The organism is Aneurinibacillus uraniidurans (assembly GCF_028471905.1).
GTDB classification, from domain to species: Bacteria; Bacillota; Bacilli; order Aneurinibacillales; family Aneurinibacillaceae; genus Aneurinibacillus; species Aneurinibacillus uraniidurans.
Map to the genome: position 1 here is coordinate 2,075,384 of NZ_CP116902.1, position 24,291 is coordinate 2,099,674.

The window sequence follows — 24,291 nt, forward strand, 5'->3', positions numbered from 1 at the left end:
CTAACCGTTTCTCTTTGTTAGTATACCTCTTCCATATGTCATAAAGCGCCATACTTTCTCTAAAGGTCCCATCTTAAAGAATACAAACCATACATTACTGTAGATGATTTGCAAAGCAAAGACTAGACAGGAAATGAGGACAACATGGTTAGGTGATACAACTTCAAGACCCATGAATGAGATGATGGCTAATCCGATAAAGCTCTGGGCTACATAATTCGTAAACGCCATCTGGCCTACACGTGACACGGGCTTACAGAAGTTTTGGATCTTCTTATTCTCCAGTATGGAAAACAATGTAGTTACGTAAAATAAAACCATCGGAATGGTGCTTATAGAAATGATTTGGCTGAGGTTCTCTGCGCTCTTTTCAGATGCTGTCCAAATCCAGAAAGAAAAAACAACAACGGCAGGAAATGTTCCAATTTGAATCCATCTAATCTGTTTTTTAAAATCGTTTATCTGCCTGATCCAATCAGCCTTAGCAGCCAGAAAGCCTGCTAAAAGCATCAGGAAGATTAACGTGGAATCACTAATAATAAAATTAATTACTCCTGAGAAACTCCCCATCGAAGGAGATGCGAGCTTTGCTATAAGTGCAACCACGTAAATCCCGGTAATCACTCCAAGCCACTTACTAATTGTATAAATGGTTGCGTGATAAAAAGGGAGAAGCAACAAACCAATCACTGCATAAGCAGGCAAGATCGTCCCCCAGAAAAATAAAACATGGATGATTCCCAACAAGAGAAGAGCCAGTAGGCGTCTTGTGAAGCGCCACCTTGGCTTATCGCCCCAGTTCTCCGCACGTGAGGCGAAGATATAAAAGCCCACGCCAAACAAAAAGGAGAAAATCGAAAAGAACTTTTTTTCCACGAAAATGGAGATCAGTGTTCGAATGATTCCATTCACTCCACTATAGTCCGGCATGGGTCCACCTTCCACCAAAACTTTGTATCCTGCTACATTGATAAACAATATACCGAATAGCGCAAGGCCACGAATAATATCTAATGAGACAATTCTTTCTTTCTGTGATATGGATGGGTTCACTCTATGCCCCCCTTTCTATACATCAATTCATTTTAATTTTTCTTTTGCTTTTCCAGGAATGTCTTCTTTTTTCACTTCTTGATACGAGGTTACTTTCTGTTCTTCTTTCACAAACAGATTGATATACGCCTCTTTGCGAAGCGGTTTCGTGCTTGTAAAGATAAGCATCTTTTCTTTCCCCTCTTGATCAAAGGCAGGCAACGTGTATTCATACGTGACAAATTTTTCTCCGCTCGTTAATTTGTCTTCTATTTTCTTTCCATTCCCCGTAATCTGCACATAATAATTGTCTGTACCGAAGCGGTTTACATTCACATTTTGCATAAAAATTAACGATCCAACGATCAAAGCAGCGATTGCCGCTAAAGATATCATCCATTTTTTCATCGTTCTTCCCCTTCATTCCATTTTATTTTGTCTTTGTCACGATCTTGTAGTACGCATTGACAGTTAAGAAGTAATACACGATATACATACATGTGTATACGCCCATACATATACTGATGGGAATAACCAGGCTAGTTTGTAAAAGTCTTGATAAAGCCGTTAACGCCACCATACAATGAGCGATTCCTACAAGCAAAGGCAAGGCAAAAATGAATAACACTTGTTTGGCAATGCTGTTTCGTAACTCCTTCTTATTCACGCCAATTTTGTGCAAAATTTCATAGCGTCCCTTGTCTGCATTCGCCTCGGTTACTTGTTTAAAGTAAATAATGCTTCCTGTTGCCGCAAGGAATACGAGCCCTAAAAAACCGCCCATGAAAATCAGTAAGCCTGTTGTTTCTAAGCCAGCCGCGTAATCTGCATAGAAGCTTGAGAAACGTGCTTGCTCCGGCATAATGGCTTGAATGTCTTTTGTTAATGACTTTGCATCCTCTTCTTTGGTAATCTTGTACATCTCCATATTCACAGGAGTGATTTCGTTTTTTAATTTTACAAACAGTTCATCACTAACTACGAGCATCGCACCCGCTGTATACAGATTGAGTACCGTATAGGTTTTCAAATGCGTAAATAAAATGTTCTCCTTATGACCGTTTACCTGTAAAGAAATCGTAGAACCGACATAGTTAGGTGACATTCCCTTCATGTATTGGGGGTCTAACATCGCTGCTTCGTTTGCTTTTAACGAAAGGACATCGTTCCTTTCTTGTGCTTTTGCCAGCTTGTTAAAATCACGGTTGGCAATCACGGTATACGCCATCTCATCGCTGGAGAACTTACTATTTAAGCTGGATACGTCTGCATCGATTTGTAGTGTAGAAATTGCTTCATGATAAACAATGTCATGAGTGTTATGCTTTGAAATCAAATCTTTAGCTTGATTGGCTATATGTTTGTCTATGGCAATAAACATCATGCTGTTTGGGTCAGCGATTTCTACATTGTTTCTAGTGTTGTAATAGATACTGTACGCGGTTCCAACAGCTATTAATGTTGTCGCACTCAGTACAGCGATGACGGTTAGCGTACGGGCATTTCCTTTGATACGGTATAGCAGTTGGGATATGCCGATTACGTTAATGCCATTCCAGTACTGCTTCTTGTTGTTTCTTACCATCTTTAATACATAAACCGTTACGGTAGTAAACAAGAAATACGTACCGAGTATAACGGAACTTAAGATAACAAGCGGCGCGATCATAAACCCCAGCTTTCTCCATGCAGCTGAGTCCAACAAGTTTTGTAGGGCAAGCCAATAACCAATGCCGATCAATACAACCGATAATAAAGCCATGATAAAAGATGCCTTTGGTTCCCGCTCCCCTTCTTTATCCGCCTGGAATAGTTCAATCAATTTAAAACGGTAAATTAAGCGATATCCCTGAAACGATGTAATCAGCGTAATAACCGTGAACACAACAATGGTGTTCATGATCGCTTCGGGTGAAATGGTGAAAGCAGCAATGGCATCATAGCCCATAACCATCATTAAAACTTCTACAAAAAACTTGGATAATACAGAACCGAGCAGAATGCCGACCACGAGAGCTAACGTTCCCATTATGAAGTTCTCATAAAAAAGCATGCGACCAATTTGCTTCTTACGTACACCGAGCAACGAGTAAAGGCCAACTTCTTTTTTGCGTTTCCGTGTAAAGAACGAGTTAGAATACCAAATAAAAATCGTTACGAAGATAACCAGAACGACAGCCGCGCTGCTAAATACCGAACTGATTTTTGGCGACGCGTTAGAAGTCGCTTGAATCGTTTGATCATACTTTAATGACACAAATGTAAAGTAAATCACAATGCTGAATATCATCGAAGCAAAATAAAGAAAGTAATTCGTCATGTTTTTCTGTATGTTTTTTCTGGCAATACTAAACAATGTCATGCTCTTCACCTCCAAGCAAGGCAAGCGTATTTAATATCTTTTGGAAAAACTCTTTGCGTGATTGCTGGCCTTTATGAAGTTCCGTAAAGAGTCCGCCGTCTTTAATGAATAATACTCGCTTACAGAAGCTTGCCGCATATGCGTCGTGAGTGACCATCATAATGGTTGCTGTATTCTTTTCGTTTAATGTGCGTAAGCTTTCAAGCAAACTTGTAGCAGACTTTGAATCGAGTGCACCTGTCGGCTCGTCCGCCAGGATTAGGCTTGGGTTGGCAACGATCGCACGGGATGCGGCTGTTCGCTGCTTTTGTCCCCCGGATATATGGTACGGATATTTATCTAAGATCTCCCGAATTCCAAATGTATCCGCAATTTCATTGACGCGTTTTTCGATTTCGTTCGGCGGCACTTTTGATAAGGCAAGCGGAAGCAAAATGTTTTCTTTCACGGTTAACGTATCAAGTAAGTTATAATCTTGGAAAATAAAGCCGAGCTTATTGCGGCGAAAGTCTGATAGTTGTTCTTCCTTCATTTTGACAATATCCTGACCATCGATGATGATGTCACCTGATGACGGTGTATCAATTGTCGATAAAATATTCAACAGTGTTGATTTACCAGCACCAGATGGCCCCATTATCCCAACAAATTCACCTTCTTGAATTTCTAAGTTAATATCCTCCAGCGCTTTATACAGATTTCCTTTAGTCCCAAATACTTTTTGTACATGTATCGCTTGTAAAATTGTTTTCATCTGGATGTCTCCTATAAAAGTTATTGATGTTTATCCTCGTCTGTAAAAGTTATTATAGTTCGCAAACCTTACACCATTTTAATGTGAACCTTACATAAACCTTAAAAAGGGGCTGCCACCTAAACGTCTACATAGACGAATAGGCAACAGCCCCTTTGCATGTTCGTTCATTTTTGATCATGAATCAGTTTTTTGTACTGTTACTTGTTTCAACCTTTCCTTTTTCTGTAACGATTGGATCTAGCAGATCCCCGCTATCTTCGACTCCCTCCTTCGTGTAATACTCATAGCTAATTCCCCCTTCCTGATCGATCACTTCAGGGATATAATACCAGTTTCCCATCCCAAAGTTTTGGGCAGCTACCCGCTTATCATGTTCATCATATTCTAAAACTGTTGGATCAGCCGGAAGCCAGCCGTACCCTGGCAAATAAAATTCAACCCACATATGGGCATAGTCTTCCTCTGTTAAATCTACATTTTTTTCATTCTTATCAAGGGCATATCCGGCCACTGTACGTGCTGGAATATTTTCTGCCCGTAATAAAGCTACCATGAGCCGAGAAAAATCTTCACACACACCGGAACGTCTTTGCAGTGCTTGAACCGCAGTACCCCATGCGTTTTTTTCCGTATAGTCCATATACGTATTCGTAAAATCAAAAATTTTCTTTGCTTTTACGTATGGATTGGTTTCTCCTTTTACAATCTCTTTTGCCTTTTTTACGATTAATGGGTGATTGCTTTCGATTTGAGGGCTTGGCACTACGTATCGTTTTACTTCTGGGGGATATGCGACTGTGCTCGCTACTTGTTTTGGGGAGATATTATACGTAACAAGAGAGGACTTTACTTTCGCCACAGCTGTATACGTTTTATCACTTGTTATGTTTTCATTCTCGATATTTTCAGAGATCGTATAAAAGAAATTTTTCTCGCTATCTGAACTGATCCCTACCTGCTTGGTTGCACCTGCATAATAATAAGGATTCGCATATGGGTGTTCTGCCCCATTTATGAGACTTCCCTTGATTGTATAGCTGCTTAGATTCGCCAGCTGTGATTTAGGAACGGTAATCGTAGCTTGAACCACAATATCGCGTGAATTTGTATAACTGACTCCCTGACTCGCCCAGACTGTACCAGGACTTAGTATGAGACACCAAGCAAGTACTGCGACAGATAAACTTCGTAACAACCGATTTAGCATACACATTCCTCCTCGTGAACATTTTACTGTTCATTTTCTTATCTTTTTCCATAGTAATATGGTATGCTGCCGAGTGCAATGAAAAGTCACGGAACAATTCCAAGGGAAAAACACCCGGTAAATAATCACCATAATTCCTTAATTTATGATTTTATTTTAATAAGTTCCAATTTTCAGTTATAATATCAAAAAAATATACTAGGAGAGCCATCGTGAAAAATATATTCAAAAAGATCAGACATCTTCACAAAGCACGATATCTTGTATTAGCAAGGAAATATCGTGAAGCAGGCGAGGCAAATAAATCCCTTAGCTATTACCACAAATTCGGTGTTACAGAGTTAAAGGATGACGATCTCATACATGTAGCAGAAATGCTTCATATTACAGGCAAAACTGAAAAAGCAATTCAACTGGTAAGCCAAATTATCGAACGTGCCCAATCAGATGCTGCTTACGAACGTAGGGCCCATTATTTTTTTGAAAATAATGAGTCAGATAAAGCACTACTTGATCTTGATGAAGCAATCCGGATCAATCCCCACTCCCCTATTTACTGGTATACGCGTGCTTTAGCTTACAGTAACCTTGGGAACTACCAAAAGGCAATTGAAGATATGGAAGAGTGTATTAAACGAGAAAGCCCCGAAGAATCGATTTCTACTCATTATGCAAAAGGTATTATCCATATGGACATAGGTGAGTATTCTGAAGCTGCCAAAGCTTTTATGATAACTGTGAAAGACATGAAGTATGCTGTACCAATTTATTTCTATAGATTATCTGAAGCGTTAAAAAGGCAAGAGAATCTCGGGGAAGCCATTCATTACCTAAGTAAGGGGAAAGAATTATTGGCTTCTTTCGAGTCGAAACTTGATCACGGCATTAAACTTTATTGTGAACGAGGCAATTTTTCTAGGCAGGCTAGTAACTCGTTTCGCGAGACTTGTCAAAACCAATATAATTTCACCTTACCTCTTGCGAAATTATATTATGCATATGGAAAGTATGATAAAGCACTAGAGCAGCTCAACGAAGGGCTCCTGGATTTTCCTCAATCGATGGAGCTTCTTGTTCGCAAAATCGTGACGTTGCAAAAAATGAAGCAGCGGACAAAAGCGCAGGAAGTAATCAATCATGCACTTCACATAGACGCCAATTCATCGTACCCTTTTCATGAATTTTCGAGTATGGCCGCACAGCTACATGATGAAGGAGAAACGGAGTATGCAATCCAACTTCTTACAAACGTAATTGAGCGTGCCGACTATGACTACGCGTATGAGCGACGAGCACATATTTTACGAGAAAGCGACGAAGATGAGAGGGCGCTGGCTGATCTAAATGAAGCAATCCGCTTAAATCCGGAGCCTAATCTGTATTGGTATACACGTTCTTTAGTTCATAGTTACTTTGGCGATAAACAGAAGGCTGTTGAAGATATGAATGAGTCAATCAAACGCCGAAGTCGAGAAGATGCCTTTTCCGCTTATTATGAAAAGGGAAGTATCTATATGGACATGGGTGCGTACTCGGAAGCGGTGCTTGCATTGAAAACTTCGGTGGAAGATCCGAATTATGCCTTTCCTGTTTATTACTATCGATTAAGTGAATCATTACAACAATTAGGTGAGATTGAGGAAGCGATTTATTACTTGCTAAAAGGAAAAGAGTTACTCACTTTCTTTGAATCCCGACATGATCAAGGCCTTTCACTTTATTACAAACGTGCTAATTACTCTGTACATGCTAGTAAACGAATGCGTCAAATCGCACAAGAAGCCTATCTGTTTACGCTGCCTCTTGCTATTTTGTATTACGAGAACAGCGATTACACCCAAGCTTTACTACAGCTTGAGGAAGGGCTTGAACACTTCCCTACATCCGTAGAGTTGCTTATTTACAAAACGATGGTTCTTCGGGAAATGAACAAACAGGCAGAAGCGAAGGAAGTGATAAAACAAGCACTCCACATCGACGAACAGTCTCCCTATCCGTTCCGTGAATTTTCAATTATTGCGGCGCGGCTACATAGCGAAGGGAAAGTGGATCAATCCCTGCAAATTCTTACAGACATAATTGAGTACACCGACTATGACTATGCGTATGAGCGACGGGCACATATTTTGCGAGAAAGTGGCGAAGACGAGCGGGCGCTGGCTGATCTGAATGAGGCTATTCGTTTGAATCCAAAGCCATATATGTATTGGTATGCGCGCGCAATCATTTATAAGGATTTCGGTGATTTCGAACAAGCAGTGGCAGATTTCAACGAGGTAATTAAGCGGGAGACTGAGGAAACCGTCATTTCTACGTACTATGAGTTAGCTCGTACATATGTACAAATGGAAGATTACCCGGAAGCCATTCGTATTTTCAAAATGACGGTAGAGGACCCATCACGTGAGATTCCGATTTATTACTATTGGTTGTCTTACTCATTAGAACAAATAGGAGAAGTGGAAGAAGCGATCCATTACTTGCAGAAAGGGAAAGAAAGCATTTCATTCTTTGAGTCTCAGCCCGATCACGGTATTTCACTTTATCAAGAACGTGCCGGTTATTCGATGCCGGCCATTGATGCGGTGCGATCTTCTTTGCAAACGCATTGTTATTACACATTACCTTTGGCCAGACTTTATCTTACACAAGAAAACTATACGCAAGCACAGGAGCAACTTGACGAAGGGCTCTCTATATTTCCTCAATCACTCAGTCTTTTATTCTGCAAAAGTGAAATACTACAAAACATGGGACGATGGAAAGAAGCTGAGACGCTTCTCCTTCAAGCTGTACACGATCATGAAGAGGAAGCACCTTGTTATGAGCTAGCCCGCCTGTATTGGGCACAAGATGAAGACGAACAGGCCTTGCAAGTTTTACTTACCTTGCACGAAAAGCATCCTCCCTCTCCCACTTCGCTTTATCTGCTTGCCGATGCTTATTATCGACTCGAAAGATATGAAGAAGCGTATGAGATAAACAAAAAACTTATTGAAATGGAAGATGATGACGTCCTTAATTTTGTTCAACAGGGGAATATTTTAGTAGGTATCGAAGATTTCGCACAGGCTAATGCCGCTTATTCACTTGCGATCAAACTGCACGATCGTGAAGATATACGCATGAAGCGAAGTTATGCTCGTTATCAAATACAGCAGCATGAAAATGCTCTTGAAGATCTTTATCAAGCAGCCGAATTAAATCCAGAGCTAAAAGAAGTTGAATATTACCATACAGCAATGGGACGCGTATTTTACGGTATGGAATTGTGGGAGCTTGCGCTGACTGAGTTTACGGAAGGGCTACGCATAAATCCAGAGGCTGCCTGGATTTATGAACAATGTGCGAACTGTCATATTCAACTTGATAAACCGAAATTAGCAATTCGAGATTGTACCCGAGGACTTGCGATTGATCCTCTCTCTGGCTCGCTCTATTGGCTACGTGGCTATCTTCATTATCAAAGCGGGAATTATGAAGAAGCGTTACTAGATACCCTCGAATATCGGACATTGCATCCAGAGCTCGATCACGCCCATTATAATCTAGGCGTTCTATACAGACGGTTAAGGCGAATCGATGAAGCACTCGAAGTTTTTACGCAATGTCTTACGATTAACCCACAGCATGGGAGTAGTTATTTGGAACGTGCCCATATTTATTATGATCATCAGCTGGAGTTTGCGCTTGCGATTGATGATATCGTACTATGGTCTCTCTATGAAGATAAAGAATGGAGTTTAGACGAACGGATTGAGCAAATCAGTGAGCTAGATGGTTTTGATGATGAGATCATTTTAAAGGCGATCAATCAATTGCAGCAGTTATATAATCCATCCCCGCATCTGCTTCAATAAGAAAAAAGCTGTCCCAAAAGAACTAGAACATGGCGGACGGGACAGCTTTTGTTGTAGAATCGACAACGTTTGGTGGTGAGGGAGAAGGAGCCGTTCGCTTCAGTACGCTTGCAGAGAAGTAGTAGCTGTCCGCTCCGGGAGCCCGACGAACTCGCCCGCAAAGAACAGCCTGCGATGCTCGTTCACTGAAGGATTGCGGGCAAAAGCCCGTTCGTCGTTCTCCCTCCGCTGAGTAGGTGCGTACAGGCGCTTGTGTTCCTCCCTTCTCCCACTCCCCGCACAACGTTTCGGTTTACAAAAAGACTCTCGTCGCTAGAATTGATTTGCTCGATAGACACTGACTTTTTGAAAGACGGTTTTCTTTATTTTTACCTGCATAGCAAAGCTCAGTATCTTGATTATTCTTGATGATGTTTAACCAAAGTGTGTTAGGAGCGGGATCGGGCGGGGCTGCGGAACGCCTGTACGTGCCTGCTTAGTGGAAGGGGGCAGACGAACGGGCTTTTGCCCACAATGCTTCACTGTAATCCATCGTGGGCATCTTTTGTGGGCGAGTTCGTCTGGCGCCTGAAGCGGACAGTTACAGCTTCTCCGTAAGCGTACCAAGTGACGAGGACCCGCCCGATCCCGCTCCTCCACCACACTTTGGATAAAAACCACCCTCAAGAAAAGAAAGAGGCTGCCTCAGTCGCTGTGTTACAGCATTTGAAACAACCTCTTTCTTATTGAATGTTATGATAGAGACTTTAATCCTGTAACACCAATTATGATCGCAACGAGACTAACAATCCGCGCAATATTCTTTGATTCTCCAAAGAAAATCATATTCACCAAAACCGCACCAGCTGTTCCCATCCCAATCCATACGGAGTACGCTACACTTACTTGCAAATAATTGAAAGATGCATATAAACATGCAAAGGCTGCTCCAAGCCCACCAATATAGATCGCTCCGTTGCGTACTGTTTTATTTTGACTATACAGCTTAAGACCAATGACACCGACCATTTCACTTACTGCCGCCAAACATACAAATAACCAACCCATGATTAAAACGTTCCTTCCATATTTTTATCGATTACTTTATTATCCGCGAGCTTTAACCCGATGATCCCCGCAATCAGCAGTGTCATAAACAGAACTTTTTCTACACTAAAATTTCCGTCAAACAAGAAAACATCCATAAGCGCCGTCCCTATTGTGCCTACGCCTGCAAAAATGGCATACACCGTTCCGGTTGGAATCGTGTCACACGCTTTCGGAAGCGTATAGAAATCAAAGAGAATAAACACGATAACCAATCCCCACTGCCACCAGGTTTCAGCCGTATTAAAACCAAACACCCAAATTAATTCAAACAGACAAGTTAAGATCACATATATCCAAGATTTATTCATTACTACCACCTCTAATGACTGATTATCATTCATTTTATTGCGTGGAATAATGAATATTCCACTTTTCTATTCCTGAACCTCTCGAACATGCAGGGCATGCTTCAAAAATTCCAAAACCTCTGCTTTTTGAACGAGCACCTTATCTTCTTGCTTGAAGTCATATAAATAAATTTGTTCAGCTGCCGATTCAATAAGACCAATTACCAACTTTGCCGTACGTTCCACATCAATCGAATCGCGGATGATGCCAGAAGTTTTAGCTTGTTGCAAAAAGTTGCGTACCCATGAACAGAAAGGCTCATAGATCGTTTCCCATTCTTTTATATATTCTGTTGCGGCAAGACCGGCATAAATAAGAGACAACACTTCTCGATAATCGCGCGTGACGATGAAAATCGCATCAATCATCTGTTCTAATTTAGTAAGGAAAGACGCTTCTTCTTGCACATGCTCTTTGACCGCAGCAATCGTCTTCTCGATCATTACTTCTGCTATGGCTGGCATAACAGCTAGCTTTGACGGAAAGTATAAGTAGAACGTACCTTGTGCAATTCCAGCTAATGTCACAATATCCGAAATTTTCGTTTTCTCAATTCCTTTATCTCGAAAAGCCTCTATCGCGGCATGAATAATTTTTTCTCGTTTGTTCATTATCAAACTCCTTACTTATATGACTGACTCTCATTCATTTTACAACTTATTTGCTATTTTGTCAAAACAGGTGCCCCACTTATTATGTAGGGCACCTGTTTATCGTCGTTTATTTATTCGTGAATGAAAACTCTTTTGGCTCACTTTGTTGGAAAAATTCCCGTATACGTGTGTAGTCACCCAGCAAATTCGGGTCATTGTGTCTTGCATGTTTCACAATGCGCAGCTGGACTGGAAGCTGGCTATTTAAGCTTAACTTTGTAAATACGAGAGCGTTATTTTGCCATCGTACTGCATGATCGCCATCTCCATGTGTGACTAGACAAGGACACGAGAACAACTCTTTATCCAATATCGCATCATTTTCAAACCAAGCATCCACTTGATTGTACGGAATGTTGTAAGCTTCCGCAATTTCGTACCCGATCCGATCGATTCCTTCTTTTTTTGTGATGTATGATCGATGAGCGGATAAGTCAAGTACGGGATTAATGAGCATAGTTGACATAATAGGAATATCGTTACCTGCCAGAATGTTCAAGCATGTTATGCCTCCCATACTTATTCCTAACATATGAACATATGGATTGATGTTACACTGTTCCACTAAAACATGATGTAAGCCTTGCATATTTTTTATCGCTTCGGGGTTTCCCCAATGCTTTTGATTGGCATGGTTACAAATTCCAATCGTATACCCTTGTTCGACTAAGTGCTGCAACAGCCCTCGTTTTTCCTCATTTTCATGAAAATCGCTCGAATTCTCCGACACATAGCTTGTACTACCACCTGCGATGATGATCCCATATCCATTGGGGACTTCCGGTCTCATAATCACACTATGATTTCCGTTTATCTTGCTAAATATTTGCATGTCTTTACCACCTCTTCATTACAGCAGAAGGTATATCCTCCTTTTTCTATCTTGTTTTACTAGACTTAATTTTAAAGAATATACCTTTTATTTGAGTTTGTAAACACAAGCACTGCCTCTTCTTTATTACTTTAACAATCAAAAGGTCGTGCGCAGCAAACGATTGATTTCTAATAATACAATGTTTACACTCAGCCATACGCCCCCAAAAACATACCCTGCTATGATATCGCTCGGATACTTTAATGCGAAATACAAATGGCTGACCCCGACAAGAATCTCAATCAGAAAGAAGCTGGTTCCAATCATCATCCTTACGATTGGATTTTCAAGATGGCGAATCAATAAGAACGCCGCAAATCCGTAAACAACCGTCACCATCAACGTATGTTCACTTGGAAAATTGTACGAAAGATGTTCCACATGCGATAAAGCGAGTGATAGATGATGAAAAATATGCTGTAGCCCTTCTTCAAAAAGTTTTGCACCGAAAAAAGTGAAGCAGAGAAAAAAAGCTTCCAGGCCTCGGTTTTTTTTCACAACGATAATCCATCCAAGCGAAAGAACAGCGACTGAAATCAGAGCCGGCCACGATGCTGCATAAGCAAACAACCGCATCCAACCTGCCCAATCTGAGGTAAACACTAACGGAACAAGCGCGCTTACAACCTCGTCGAACTGCTTAAACTCGTTCGCCAGAAAGTCTTCAATAAGACTGATCATGACAATGAAGAGAATGACCCCGATTGCGGCGACTGTCGTAACAAGAAACCGGACACGTCCTAGAGAATGAAACGTATGTACGATCCTTGTAAGTATCGTTGTCGTGATCGCTTTTAGCTGCGCTTTGTTATTTTTGTACAATAAGTAAAGAACAATCGCCACCGCAATGACAATCCCCGCAATAATGAGATACTTTTTTATCGCAGGGTGGAAATGTTTCCATTGCGATCCCAGGATTTTGCCAAGTGAAATAACAGTCCCTGCCCAAATAAAAGCACCCGTATATGCATAAAGCGCAAATTTCCGAAAAGGTAAGCGATTAATACCCGAGAAGTATCCAGTAAAATGCCGGACACCTGGAATAAAGTAAGCAATTATTAATAGCTTGTTTCCATATCGGCTGAACCATTGGGAAACTTTTTCGAGTCTCTCGGGTCCTAGATGAATATAGTGACCATATTTATGAAAAAACGGAGCACCAAGCGCAAAACCTATCCAGTAAGCGAGTGTCATCCCTAATGCACTTCCACTGAAAGCTACCAGGATGCTCAGTCCCCAATTCATTTTTCCCTGAAAAACAAGAAATCCCACATAACTCATAAGGGGTTCCCCAGGAATCGGAAGGGCGATCAATTCCAGCAAAAGCGACAAAAATAAAACGATATATCCATAATGATTCATCCAAGGTACTATATGTTCCACCAGTTCTCTTCCTTCCCATTAATCCCGTAAAGTCTATCCCGGTACTATTCGTAAATCTCAAGTAAAAGGACGAGATATTTATTAAAAAAGTTCACTGCAATGAAAAAAACAGTAAAAGCCTTCCGATTCTATTAAGAATATCATCGGAAGGCTTCTTTATTATATCTCAATTCCATGATTACTATTATATACTACATTTTAAATTTTCCAGCTAGCGCTAATAACTGTTCAGACAACAATGCCAAATCATCCGCCATCTGCACCAGTCCTTGTGCCACATTCACTTGCTGACCAGCAATCTGGCTCATCTCTTCCGATGCGGCTGCGGATTCTTCTGTAATCGAAGTCGCGTGCTGCAAATCTTTTGTCATCCGCGCATTTTGTTCATTCAATTGGCCGACCGAGTGCATAATATTATGCGAGCGTGTCGAAATATGCTCTACGTCATGCGCAATCTCACTGAATGAATCATTCACATGTTTCATCATTTTCCCGCTATCGTCTACGATGGTATTTCCGACGGTAATAACTTCGATCGCTTTTCCAATTTGTTGACGGGTCTCCCCAACAATATCGGCAATACGTGTCGCGGCAGCATTAGATTGATCCGCTAACTTGCGCACTTCATCGGCTACAACAGAGAAACCGCGACCGTTCTCACCCGCACGCGCTGCTTCAATAGCGGCATTAAGTGCTAACAAGTTCGTCTGCTCGGTAATCTCTCGGATGAGCACAACCATTTCCTCAATTCGCTGTGCATCTTCTCCTAATTGTACAATAACATCTGTTGATTCTTTCATTGTCTGCTGTAACGTATCCATCCGTTCAACAGCCCGTTCACCAAGCAAACGACCATTATGCGCTGAACTTGCCGATTTGCTCGCTGATTCATTCATGACTTTACTATCGTCAACAAGCGAGTGAACATTCTGTGCCACACGGCCCATATACTGTGTGACATTGGAAATGAGTGCCGCAATCTCGTTCGAACCTACTGCAATCTCTTCAATCGCTGTTCCGATATCTTTAAGTCCCGCTTCTGATTCTGCACTGCGTTCATGCAATTCACGCGATGCCATGGTTACGTTGTCTGACGTCCGAGTAATTTCGTGAATCATTGTGCGTAAACTCTCGCGCATATGGTTCACTTGTACACTCAGCTCACCAAGCTCATCTTTGGACAACACAGGTACTTCTTTTGTTAGGTCATTACCAGCAATCGATAGGACACTTTGTCGTAATCCAGCAATGGGACGTGTAACCCGAAATACAAGCACGAGTGTAATAATGATGGCTGCAGCTAATGCTACAAGAGAAATTAACATTGTCCAGTGCAGTGCTTGGCCAGTGATTTCTGTGACAGCTTTCTCAGACACTTCTGATACAAATACCCAATTCGATCCTTTCACTCGCTGGAAAAATACAAAATGCGTACCATTTTCGTCTATGTATTTTGCATTCCCCTTCTCTTGTTTCAGCGCCTGTTCTGTCAAAATCTTTTTCAAATCCGCGTTCTGTTCATCACGTGTTACATTACGTTTCAAGATGTACTCTTTTTTCGGATGCGTAATAACTGTGCCATCGGCCGTGAGCATATAATACATGCTATTCTCACCAAGCGGGGAATTCCCAACAAGCGAAAACATGTCTTTCAACAATACTGTACCACCAATCGACCCAATTACATGCTTATTCTCATCTAGTATCGGCTGTACGATGAGGACAATTTGTGTCGTACCGTCTCCACGTGCCACAAGCGGATCAGAAATAACTGTTTCACCCGCCATGACTTTTGGGAAATATGCTCTGTCCGCGATGCTCACGATCTTGTTATTAAGCGTTGTCCAGGCATTTCCTTTCGCATCTGCCACGAAAAAACCAAGCATCGTTCGCTGCCAGTTATCTTTCTGCCGTGCAATATAAGATCTCTGCGCGTCGATATTGCCCGTCTTAAGTGCAGTAATCAGTTCACTATTCGTACTGTATAAGCGAACATCCGACTTTCTTGCCTCCATCCACGTATCTAATGAGGTCACGACTCGGTTTTCTAACTCTATCGAGATCGTCTGGAAGTTTTTCTCTAGAAGACTGGATGTAATACTGTAGCTTCCCCATGAGGTACCAAGCAACGCTATAATAAATAGCGGAATGATAGCCCCCAATATTTTAGAACGAATAGACTGCATCTCAACCCCCCCCCTTTTATTTTGTCTATTTTTATAATATTACGACATTATACACACTATATCATTTTAGTATATTTTGAGCACATAAAATAAAGGCCTATTTTATAGTCAATATGCTATAAGATAAGCCTAATTCCCCTTATATTTATACAATAGCTGTCGTGTTAAGAAACTCCTCCGCCTGCTCTTTTCCATTCGCAAAAAAGGTGGGCGTCTCTACAAAATAGTCGAAATATCCACGGTACTCATTCGGTTGAATCATCGAAACTTGAATCGATTTATATTTTGAATCGACTAACTTCCCTTCCTTAATAAGTCGATTAATCAACTCAATACTGTTCAATTCCGCATAGATTGCATTTTTGAAAAGCATTTTTAGTTTGAAATCTTCCACATCAAAATAGCTCGTAATAGGCTTTAAAGATTTCTCAATCGTCTCGACTGTAATGAGGATAATATGATCCGCGACCGTAAGTGGACCCAACACTGGGTTATACTGGTATGCCCCGTCATACTCCCCGTTATATTCTCCATATTGTATAAGCTGTAAGCAGCTTTTAATGCCATCAGCCGACATATCTTTTACGATATAATTGTCATCCTCGCCAATTGATAGCTCTGTTTTTTCACGTGCGGCATGATTCGTGTACAGTACCGCTTTGTCTTTAGCAAAATGATAGGCATTCGCAATAATTCCAATATCCGATGACGCAAACCGATTTGCAATCTCTTCAAAAAAAGAATCAGGGCGAATGGATTCATACGTTTTAGCAGGAAACCAGAACGATAACCAATCACTCCAGGTTAATAACGGAAAGCTTGTCATATATCGTTCCAGTGGTGAAATCGTACGAAATACATCCGGCATTCCTGTAAGCGCGTACTGCATGAACTTTACTTCATCCGGTACCCCATCTTCACTCGTCTCTTGAAAATATTTCGTATAAAACTCTGCAAGTGCCTGGAGGTTTTGTTCATCTAAATAGTAATAGGCAGATAAAATCGCCCCGCTCGTTACTGACAAAATATCAGGACGTATCCCATGCTCACGAAATGTCTGCAACGCCCCGGCATTAAATGCATTCATTCCGCCAATCCCCTGTACCGCTACTGCCACCATATTTCCTGTACGATCTGTCATGTTTCTCCCTCCTTATAAAGAACCTTACCTATTACACCATTGTAATACATGGATAGGATATTATTGTCATATACGTGTGCATAATTTGTTAAATTTTCCGCCACTTTATACTTCGCACACGAAAACTTTCAAATAAGGAGTACAGAACAGGGACAAGTAATAACGTAATAATCGTATGAAACAACAGCCCGAAAATAACGACGGTCGCCAGCGGAGCTTCCATTCCGCTTCCCTCCCCGTATGCAAGTGCAAGCGGCAGCATCCCGAGAATGGCTGTTAATTTGGTCATAATAATCGGACGTACGCGATTTCGCACAGCTTCGAGAATCGCCGCTTGCAAATCCAGCTTATCCCGTGTACGAAGCAAGTTAATTCGATCAATGAGTAGAATCGCATTCGACACAACAATCCCAATGAGCATAATAGCACCGACAATTCCAAGCTCATTCAACGAACGCTGCGTTGAAACCATGCCAACAACGATTCCGACAATCGCCATCGGGATCGTAATCATAATAATAAACGGATGGCTTAATCGGTTGAATTGTGCCACCATAATTAAATAGATCAAACCAATTACCACCAGGAAAACAATCAAGCCCGTTGACAAGTTTTCTTCCTGCTGCTTGATATCCCCGACTGCCTCCACTGTATATCCGTTTGGAAGCGATAACTCCTTTATCTTTTTCATAACTTCTTTGCCTGCTGTCCCAATATCAGAGCCAATTAGTTCAGCACTTATAGTAGCCACGCGATCCCCGTCTTTGTGTGTAATAGTTGTCAGTGATTTTCCATACTTCCAGTCAACAAGTGTAGACAGAGGTACTTGTACTCCCTTCGGTGTCGTAATCATGATGGCACGTAATTGTTCAGGATGTGTTAATAAACTCTCCGGGTAGCGGGCGATTACATCGACATCGAGGTCTTCAACGACTACTTTTGTAATCGTTTGTTCATTCATCACGCTGCTGATTTGATTCATGACCATCTGCTGAGTAATGCCAAACTGCTCAAGCACATCCTGCTTTGGCAAAAGAATAACTTTTTCTGTTCCTTCATTTGTGTCATTACGCGGATTTTTTACCCCTGGAATAGTAACGAGTAATTGCTCCAGCTGTTTAGAAAGTTTAGTAATAACCTCCATGTCTCTACCTTTTATTTCAAGCTGAATCGGTGCCTTATTCTGATCTTTGCCGAAGCCGACCTGAACACGTTCCACCCCCGCAATCGCGGTAAGCCTCTGATTAATATCCAATAAAATTTCTTCTTTTGGCCGTTTCTTTTCCTGTTTTCCCTTAAGCATAATGTCAAATCTGACATTATCATCATATGCATTCACATATAAGTTTTGAATTTCAGGAACTGTACGTAGTTTCTCTTCCGCTTCGATTGCTTTCGGTAACGTTTTCTCAAGCGTTGACCCTTTTGGCATCTTCAGCATACCCGCTGCATAGTTTTCATCGATACTCTGGTTGAATAACGAATCCATTTTTACAAATGGAGCAAGCAAAACCGCCCCTGCAAATAAGCTAATTGCCAACAGTACCGTAAGCCATCTCCGGCGCAAAGCTATCAGCAGCATATTCGTAAACCATCGTACAATGCGGGATGGCTCCTTTCCGCTTTCCGCCCCTATATGCTTATCATTCTGTAAAAAACTATTTGAAAAAACAGGAACAAATACGAGAGCAGATATGGTAGAGGCAATAATCGCGGCTGTCACAGTAAAAGCAATCGTACCCATGATCGCCTTCATTTCCTCGCCACCCAAATTAGCAAGAATAAGCGGCAAAAACACAACGACAATGGTTAGTTGTGACGTTAGGACAGGGGTGATCACTTCATTCACACCAAGCTTAATAGCATCCTGTAATGGTATTCCTTTTTCTCTAAAATGATAAATACTCTCGAGTACAACAATCGCAGCGTCCACAATCAATCCCATCGCTAAACTTAAAGAAATCAGGGTCACCAAGTCGATGTTATAACCGGCTACTTTTAAACTGATAAAAGTCAGCATAATCGATAGAGGCAGCGTAGTTGAAATAACAAGCGTTACCCGCCAGTTCTTGAGGAAAAAGAAGAGAATCACAACAGCAAGAATCGCACCGATGCTTACATCACGGCTCAAATTTGTAATGGAATTTTGTACAAAAGAAGCTACTTCTTGCTGAATCACAATTGCATACTGTCCATTGGCTTCTTTATTCAATTCATTGATTACCTGTTTTACTCTTTCCACTGTACGAATTACATCGCTGTTCGATGTTCTCATTACCATCAATTGAATATATTCCTTGCCGTTATAACGGTAAACAGCATCTTTTTTCTGCGCTCGTACATCCTCAATAACCGCTATACTTGATAACGGTACGTTACCTGAAGGCGTCGGAATCAGTACCGTATTCATCTGCTGGATTGTTTTAAAAGAATTGTCAACCTCAACAACAGTAGTAAATCCAGGATTTTTTAGCGTTCCAACCGCCTGTTTGATATTGGCTTGCTGAAGGGCAGCGATCGCTTCTTTCAGTGTTATGTGATAGGCATCTAGTTTTATCGGATCAAATGTAATTTGAATTTTATTTGCAATGTTTGCTTCATCTATTTCGACTTTTTTAACGCCTTCAACGGCTTCGAGCCGATCTTTTATCGCTGTTTTTGAAAGATTATAGAGCACAGAAATATCTTTGCCCGAAACAGCTACTGCCATCAAATATTCACTATCACGATTTCCTTCCTGCTCTACTACTACATCTTTAATTCCAGAAGGGAACGTGCTGCGCAGCCGATTCACTGCATTTTGCACATCTTGCTTAACTTGTTCGCCCTTTCCTCCTAGAGCAATTACCATAATTTTCGTCGATCCCGTACTTGTATTGGATGTATAGGACTTAATATTTTCAATCGTTTCTAATTCTTTTTCAATTGGATTCGTAACTTTGTCTTCCATCTCTTCAGGCGGAAGCGCTGCCCCTGAAACAGAGATCGAGATTTGTGGAAAATTCATTTTTGGGAGCGCCTCACGATTAAAGGAAGCGATAGATACACTACCCGCTAGTAGAATGAATAACGTAAGCATATACATAATCAGTTTTTTCTGTAGGCAAAAATCAATAAATTTCCCCATTTTTACGCTCCTTTTGGCGTTACTTTTTCCCCTTCAACGAGGAAAGAAACACCAGAAGTAATCACAAGATCGCCAGGATTTACCCCTGAAAGAATCTCAATTTTATCCCCGATGATTTGTCCTGCTTCTACCTGTTGTTTTCGTACTACTCCATTGTCCACTAGTAATACATACCGCCCTTTTTCTCCAATCCCCATGCATTGAAGAGGCAGAACGATGCCCGTAGAAAGTTTGCGCGGCAGCTCGACTGTAGCAAGCATGCCTCCGCGCCATACTCCATTCGCATTAGGCACTGTAATTTCTACGTTATATTTGCCTGTTTCTGCATGAGCGAGTGGAGGTACAAACGATACCATTCCCTCACTTCGGGTTCCGTTCTCCTGAACGACCGCTATCTTTTTGCCGGGAGCAAATTGCGAAATCAAAGCAGCTTCCACCTCGACTTTTATTTTCACCTGGGATAAATCAACCAGGGTAATAATGGGACTGCCCGAAGCAGCTATATCTCCCTGATGCGAGGAGACTTCTACAACCATCCCTGAGAAGGGAGCTGTAATTTGGGAATCTTGTATATTTTTATTGGCCTGTGTCAGTCCATTTTTTGCATTGGCGATTTCCGTAGCTGTGCTCGCTAAGCGGTCAGCGTTGTTTTTATCTGCACGAATCGCATTTTGCCGCTGCTTTAGCGTGAGTTGTTTTTGCTCGATAAGCCGTTTTTTCTGTTCCTGTAAAGCAGTTAGCTGTGTCTGCTCGCTTTTTACCGTTAGTTCGCTTTGCTCCAGTTTTGTCTTTATCGTATCGAGATCTACTTTTGATAGTGCTCCGTTCGCAAACAGTGCCTCTGTTCTTTGCAGCTCCGCTTTATACTGCGCTGCATTTTTCGCTTCATTTTCCAGTTTAATTTTTTGCTTCTTTATGGAGCTTTCTGTCTCTGCTATCGAATCATCCGTTTGTTTTACGTTGCTATCATATGCATCCGTTACTTTAGGATCGCCTTGCAAAATTTTAGCTCGCTTCGCCTCAGCTTCTTTAATCTGTGCACTCGATACAGCAAGAGCACTTTGATAATTCGCTGTATCTACTACACCCAAAACCTGCCCTTGTTTCACATACATTCCCTTTTTTACGGGTAGGCTAGTAATTTTCCCGGAAGTTCCGAAGGCAAGTTGTGTTTCTACATTCGCTTCGATGATTCCTGACTTAGTCAGCAAGAGCGGTTGCTGCTGCGCTGTTACTTGTACTACATCTACTATTTTTGCTTTTTTTATTTCTTCCGGTTCCTTGGAAGCAACCGGCTGACTACATCCTGAATGGATCATAATCATAGCGATGGCGGGTATAAGAAGCCACTTCTTCACACTAACTCCTCCTACATTTTTTATTGTTCACCGTTTCAACTACGGAAGTAACTGCCAATAGAAAAGTTTTTTATCAAAAATAATGGAAGCGATTTCATTATGAAATCCTACAACGTTAAAGTCCCCACTGAAGTTGGATAATGTAATAATCGTAAGGTCATCATCGATAAACCGGTCGATACCTGCCCGTAAACCTGGAAGCGAGCCCCCATGAGAAAGATCACGATGGTAAAAAGAACTCTTTTTACTCGACTCATACCAGCCATATCCATACCCTCGTAAACCAAATCGATCTGCATCCACGTACCGGGTGTACATTTTATCCAGGGACGGTTGTGTTAACAGCCTGCCGGATTGTAACGCCTGGTCATACAAGGATAAATCTTCAACTGTTGTAATGAGACTTCCGCAAGCAAATAACAAAGAATCATCAATTGCCCCTACCGGCTGCCCATTCTCATATCCCTGTGCGATCGAAATATCGTTATTTCTGTGCAGATACGAATGCTTCATCCCTGCTTGATCGAGAATATTTTTTTGTACATAGTTTTCATAGTTCATACCAGACGCTTTTTCAATAATCGTGCCTAGCAATACATAGTTTGAATTGGAATAATCCCACTTCTCACCAGGTGTAAACTGTACTGGTCTATTTTTAAAAAGTTCAATCACTTGATCACGTGTACGAGGCTTCGTCCAATCTCCTACGATTTCCGGCTCAAGGTAGTCAGGTATTCCAGATGTTAGCGTTAGCAAATGATGAATTTTTATATTTTTCCCATTCGGATAGTCGGGAATATAGTGAGAAATAGGATCATTTACCGATAAGATCCCTTTCTCTTCTAATTGAAGAATACATACCGCAGTCAGCGACTTCGTAAGCGAGCCGGCAGCGAAGTGTGTTTCTGTTGTATTTGGAAGCTTTTCTTTTTGATTGGCCATATCATATGCTTTTTTGAATACGATCTTATCTTTCTGCCGAACGAGAACAACACCACTAAACGGGTGATCTTTTGTATACTGATCCATGAATTGCTCTAGCTTTTGTTCGGTTGACCCTTGCAGGCTAGAATGGTTTTTACCGCCATACAATAATGTTACAGCAGCTAGCCCCATAACAAAGATAAGAGCTAGCCCGATTCTCATTAACCAGCGTACGAAGCCTGATCGTGTGTGCCTGTGTCGTTCTTTTCGCGACACATGAGGAAGTCCCATCCCCTCACCCTTTCTCCTGAATTATTCCGTAACATCAGCCTTTTCAACGTTTCGTATTGATAAGTAGGCCGTGAATATACCAATGACGGCAAGCGAAATACGTATAGAAGCAATCGAATCCACCACAAAATTATTAATGGAAGAACTTAAAAATAGAACAATTACAACTGCTACTATAATGATTGTTGGAACCGATTTTTTTCGCATCCCGAAATAGAGCGGCAATAAGCTTATACACGCAGACAATAAAGCATTTGTACATGTATGTACGAGATTGGTAACGATGATTTCATTAGTCAGTTTTGTGGGAACAAGATGAAAGAAATAATCGACGACGTAAAAACCGAGTCCAATGAGTACACTAGATAGAAAAATCGTGACAAATGTAAAGCTCCCTACAATGAGTAACTTTGCGATCATTAGTTTTTTTCGCTTAATCGGATACATAAACATAAGTGCAATCGTTTTGGTTTTGTATTCGTCTATGATAAGCTTTGCTAGGAGAACAGCGGCAAAAATCATAAATGTCGCTCTCGTCATTTTCGTAATAGAAGAAAACGCCATGTCGTAATTTACAAATGTAACGGTGCCATCACTTCTATCTGCAAACTGTATGAAGCATAGCAAAAGCAAGATGATTACATCAGCGATTACTACTTTTTTGATGTACTGGTGTAATGTAAACTTTCGAATTTCTAGCTTAATGAGATGAAACAATCAAACCACCGCCGTTTATCAAGTTCAAAAAGTAGTCTTCTAATGAGGAACTTTTTTTCGTAATTCCTTCAATCATGACATCATGTACGAGTAAATCTTTGATCAAATCGTTTACAACGAGCCCTGGCTCATAAATTCTTATTTTGGCATTGTCGATCACTTTAACATTCCTCAGTAAAAGCCTATACTCCAGTACATAAACAGCTTTTTGACAATCATCGGTTAGCAATTCGATGTATTCCGTATTGCTTTCACGGATCGAATCAAGAGAAACTTCTTTAATGAGCTGCCCTTCATGGATTACTCCGATCGTATCAGCGACTTGTTCGATCTCCCCCAAAATATGACTCGACATTACAATTGCGATCCCGTATTCACGGCTCAGCGTGGTAAACAGACTCCGAAATTCGTTAATCCCGACCGGATCAAGCCCGTTAGTCGGTTCATCTAATAGAAGTAACTCTGGCTTGGTTATCATGGCTCTGGCTATTCCGAGCCGCTGTTTCATGCCAAGTGAAAGGTCTTTAACAGCTTTATGGGCACTATTTTGTAAATGGACCATTTGTAATACCGTATCAATGACTTGCTTATCGTAATAGCCCATATATTCACAATGAAGATCCAGGTTTTCTCGTGCTGTAAGCTTGTCATAAAATAACGGGTATTCAATGATACTGCCGATTCTTTTTCTTATTTCATGAGAAGTAGGGGTTAGCTTCTCTCCAAACAGCTCGATTTCTCCACTGGTCGGCTTGATCAAGTTCGTAATCATTTTTAGAATTGTTGTTTTTCCTGCCCCATTTGCCCCTAACAGTCCATAAATTTCCCCTTTTTTGATCGTCATCGTTACATTCGAAACAACTTCCTTTTCATGAAATGCTTTCGTGAGATGCTTCGTCTGAACAACATAGCTCATAAGTAAAGCCCCTTTCCTTACACATTATAGCGATGGAAATTTTCTTTTTTCTTACCTGATTCTTAC

The 24,291-nt window shown here is 41.2% G+C and carries 18 protein-coding genes; 1 reads left to right on the top strand and 17 read right to left on the bottom strand.

Annotated features, from left to right (window positions below; translation table 11 throughout):
- The 5 genes from PO771_RS10405 to PO771_RS10425 form a co-directional block, all read right to left on the bottom strand.
- Positions 1-1,053, bottom strand: coding sequence for a DUF418 domain-containing protein (locus PO771_RS10405; protein ID WP_272559608.1), 1,053 nt, complete (start codon positions 1,051-1,053; stop codon positions 1-3).
- A 27-nt stretch (positions 1,054-1,080) separates the two neighbouring features.
- On the bottom strand, positions 1,081-1,440 hold the full coding sequence (locus PO771_RS10410) for a YxeA family protein (protein WP_272559609.1): 360 nt from the start codon (positions 1,438-1,440) through the stop codon (positions 1,081-1,083).
- Between the two features lie 22 nt (positions 1,441-1,462).
- Entirely contained in the window at positions 1,463-3,394 is a 1,932-nt protein-coding gene (locus PO771_RS10415) for an FtsX-like permease family protein (RefSeq protein WP_272559610.1), read from the bottom strand.
- Complete coding sequence (locus PO771_RS10420) at positions 3,381-4,148, bottom strand: ABC transporter ATP-binding protein (protein WP_272559611.1); 768 nt, start codon at positions 4,146-4,148, stop codon at positions 3,381-3,383. The genes PO771_RS10415 and PO771_RS10420 overlap by 14 nt, the downstream gene beginning before the upstream one ends.
- Positions 4,149-4,332: 184 nt before the next feature.
- Positions 4,333-5,358, bottom strand: a complete 1,026-nt coding sequence (locus PO771_RS10425) for a transglutaminase-like domain-containing protein (protein ID WP_272559612.1) — start codon at positions 5,356-5,358, stop codon at positions 4,333-4,335.
- Positions 5,359-5,570: 212 nt separating this feature from the next.
- Between PO771_RS10425 and PO771_RS10430 the strand changes: the two genes are divergently transcribed.
- Positions 5,571-9,218: a tetratricopeptide repeat protein gene (locus tag PO771_RS10430; RefSeq protein ID WP_272559613.1), complete on the top strand. Its 3,648-nt coding sequence runs from the start codon at positions 5,571-5,573 to the stop codon at positions 9,216-9,218.
- A 732-nt stretch (positions 9,219-9,950) separates the two neighbouring features.
- Here PO771_RS10430 and PO771_RS10435 read toward each other — a convergent pair.
- The 12 genes from PO771_RS10435 to PO771_RS10490 all read right to left on the bottom strand — a co-directional run bounded on the left by PO771_RS10435 (position 9,951) and on the right by PO771_RS10490 (position 24,225).
- Positions 9,951-10,265, bottom strand: a complete 315-nt coding sequence (locus tag PO771_RS10435) for a DMT family transporter (RefSeq protein ID WP_272559614.1) — start codon at positions 10,263-10,265, stop codon at positions 9,951-9,953.
- A 2-nt stretch (positions 10,266-10,267) separates the two neighbouring features.
- Positions 10,268-10,615 carry a DMT family transporter gene (locus PO771_RS10440; RefSeq protein WP_272559615.1) on the bottom strand — a complete coding sequence of 116 codons (348 nt, stop codon included), beginning with the start codon at positions 10,613-10,615 and terminating at the stop codon, positions 10,268-10,270.
- Positions 10,616-10,681: 66 nt separating this feature from the next.
- Positions 10,682-11,269: a TetR/AcrR family transcriptional regulator gene (locus tag PO771_RS10445; RefSeq protein WP_272563138.1), complete on the bottom strand. Its 588-nt coding sequence runs from the start codon at positions 11,267-11,269 to the stop codon at positions 10,682-10,684.
- A 106-nt stretch (positions 11,270-11,375) separates the two neighbouring features.
- Positions 11,376-12,140: an alpha/beta hydrolase family protein gene (locus PO771_RS10450; RefSeq protein ID WP_272559616.1), complete on the bottom strand. Its 765-nt coding sequence runs from the start codon at positions 12,138-12,140 to the stop codon at positions 11,376-11,378.
- Positions 12,141-12,278: 138 nt separating this feature from the next.
- Positions 12,279-13,565, bottom strand: coding sequence for a VTT domain-containing protein (locus PO771_RS10455; protein ID WP_272559617.1), 1,287 nt, complete (start codon positions 13,563-13,565; stop codon positions 12,279-12,281).
- Positions 13,566-13,756: 191 nt separating this feature from the next.
- Positions 13,757-15,751: a methyl-accepting chemotaxis protein gene (locus PO771_RS10460; protein ID WP_272559618.1), complete on the bottom strand. Its 1,995-nt coding sequence runs from the start codon at positions 15,749-15,751 to the stop codon at positions 13,757-13,759.
- 145 nt (positions 15,752-15,896) lie between these two features.
- Positions 15,897-16,892, bottom strand: coding sequence for a patatin-like phospholipase family protein (locus tag PO771_RS10465; protein ID WP_272559619.1), 996 nt, complete (start codon positions 16,890-16,892; stop codon positions 15,897-15,899).
- Positions 16,893-16,980: 88 nt separating this feature from the next.
- Positions 16,981-20,019: an efflux RND transporter permease subunit gene (locus tag PO771_RS10470; protein ID WP_272559620.1), complete on the bottom strand. Its 3,039-nt coding sequence runs from the start codon at positions 20,017-20,019 to the stop codon at positions 16,981-16,983.
- A gap of 2 nt (positions 20,020-20,021) precedes the next feature.
- Complete coding sequence (locus tag PO771_RS10475) at positions 20,022-21,377, bottom strand: efflux RND transporter periplasmic adaptor subunit (protein WP_272559621.1); 1,356 nt, start codon at positions 21,375-21,377, stop codon at positions 20,022-20,024.
- A gap of 39 nt (positions 21,378-21,416) precedes the next feature.
- On the bottom strand, positions 21,417-22,592 hold the full coding sequence (locus PO771_RS10480) for a serine hydrolase domain-containing protein (RefSeq protein ID WP_272559622.1): 1,176 nt from the start codon (positions 22,590-22,592) through the stop codon (positions 21,417-21,419).
- A 21-nt stretch (positions 22,593-22,613) separates the two neighbouring features.
- Entirely contained in the window at positions 22,614-23,309 is a 696-nt protein-coding gene (locus tag PO771_RS10485) for an ABC transporter permease (protein ID WP_272559623.1), read from the bottom strand.
- Positions 23,293-24,225, bottom strand: coding sequence for an ABC transporter ATP-binding protein (locus PO771_RS10490; protein ID WP_272559624.1), 933 nt, complete (start codon positions 24,223-24,225; stop codon positions 23,293-23,295). Before PO771_RS10490 ends, PO771_RS10485 begins: the two co-directional genes overlap by 17 nt.
- Between the last annotated feature and the right edge of the window lie 66 nt (positions 24,226-24,291).

Excerpts from the sequence above, each read along its gene's own strand:
- PO771_RS10410 (WP_272559609.1), bottom strand. The coding sequence starts at position 1,440 with ATGAAAAAATGGATGATATCTTTAGCGGCAATCGCTGCTTTGATCGTT.
- PO771_RS10415 (WP_272559610.1), bottom strand. The coding sequence starts at position 3,394 with ATGACATTGTTTAGTATTGCCAGAAAAAACATACAGAAAAACATGACG.
- PO771_RS10420 (WP_272559611.1), bottom strand. The coding sequence starts at position 4,148 with ATGAAAACAATTTTACAAGCGATACATGTACAAAAAGTATTTGGGACT.
- PO771_RS10425 (WP_272559612.1), bottom strand. The coding sequence starts at position 5,358 with ATGCTAAATCGGTTGTTACGAAGTTTATCTGTCGCAGTACTTGCTTGG.
- PO771_RS10435 (WP_272559614.1), bottom strand. The coding sequence starts at position 10,265 with ATGGGTTGGTTATTTGTATGTTTGGCGGCAGTAAGTGAAATGGTCGGT.
- PO771_RS10440 (WP_272559615.1), bottom strand. The coding sequence starts at position 10,615 with ATGAATAAATCTTGGATATATGTGATCTTAACTTGTCTGTTTGAATTA.
- PO771_RS10450 (WP_272559616.1), bottom strand. The coding sequence starts at position 12,140 with ATGCAAATATTTAGCAAGATAAACGGAAATCATAGTGTGATTATGAGA.
- PO771_RS10460 (WP_272559618.1), bottom strand. The coding sequence starts at position 15,751 with ATGCAGTCTATTCGTTCTAAAATATTGGGGGCTATCATTCCGCTATTT.
- PO771_RS10465 (WP_272559619.1), bottom strand. The coding sequence starts at position 16,892 with ATGACAGATCGTACAGGAAATATGGTGGCAGTAGCGGTACAGGGGATT.
- PO771_RS10470 (WP_272559620.1), bottom strand. The coding sequence starts at position 20,019 with ATGGGGAAATTTATTGATTTTTGCCTACAGAAAAAACTGATTATGTAT.
- PO771_RS10480 (WP_272559622.1), bottom strand. The coding sequence starts at position 22,592 with ATGGGACTTCCTCATGTGTCGCGAAAAGAACGACACAGGCACACACGA.
- PO771_RS10490 (WP_272559624.1), bottom strand. The coding sequence starts at position 24,225 with ATGAGCTATGTTGTTCAGACGAAGCATCTCACGAAAGCATTTCATGAA.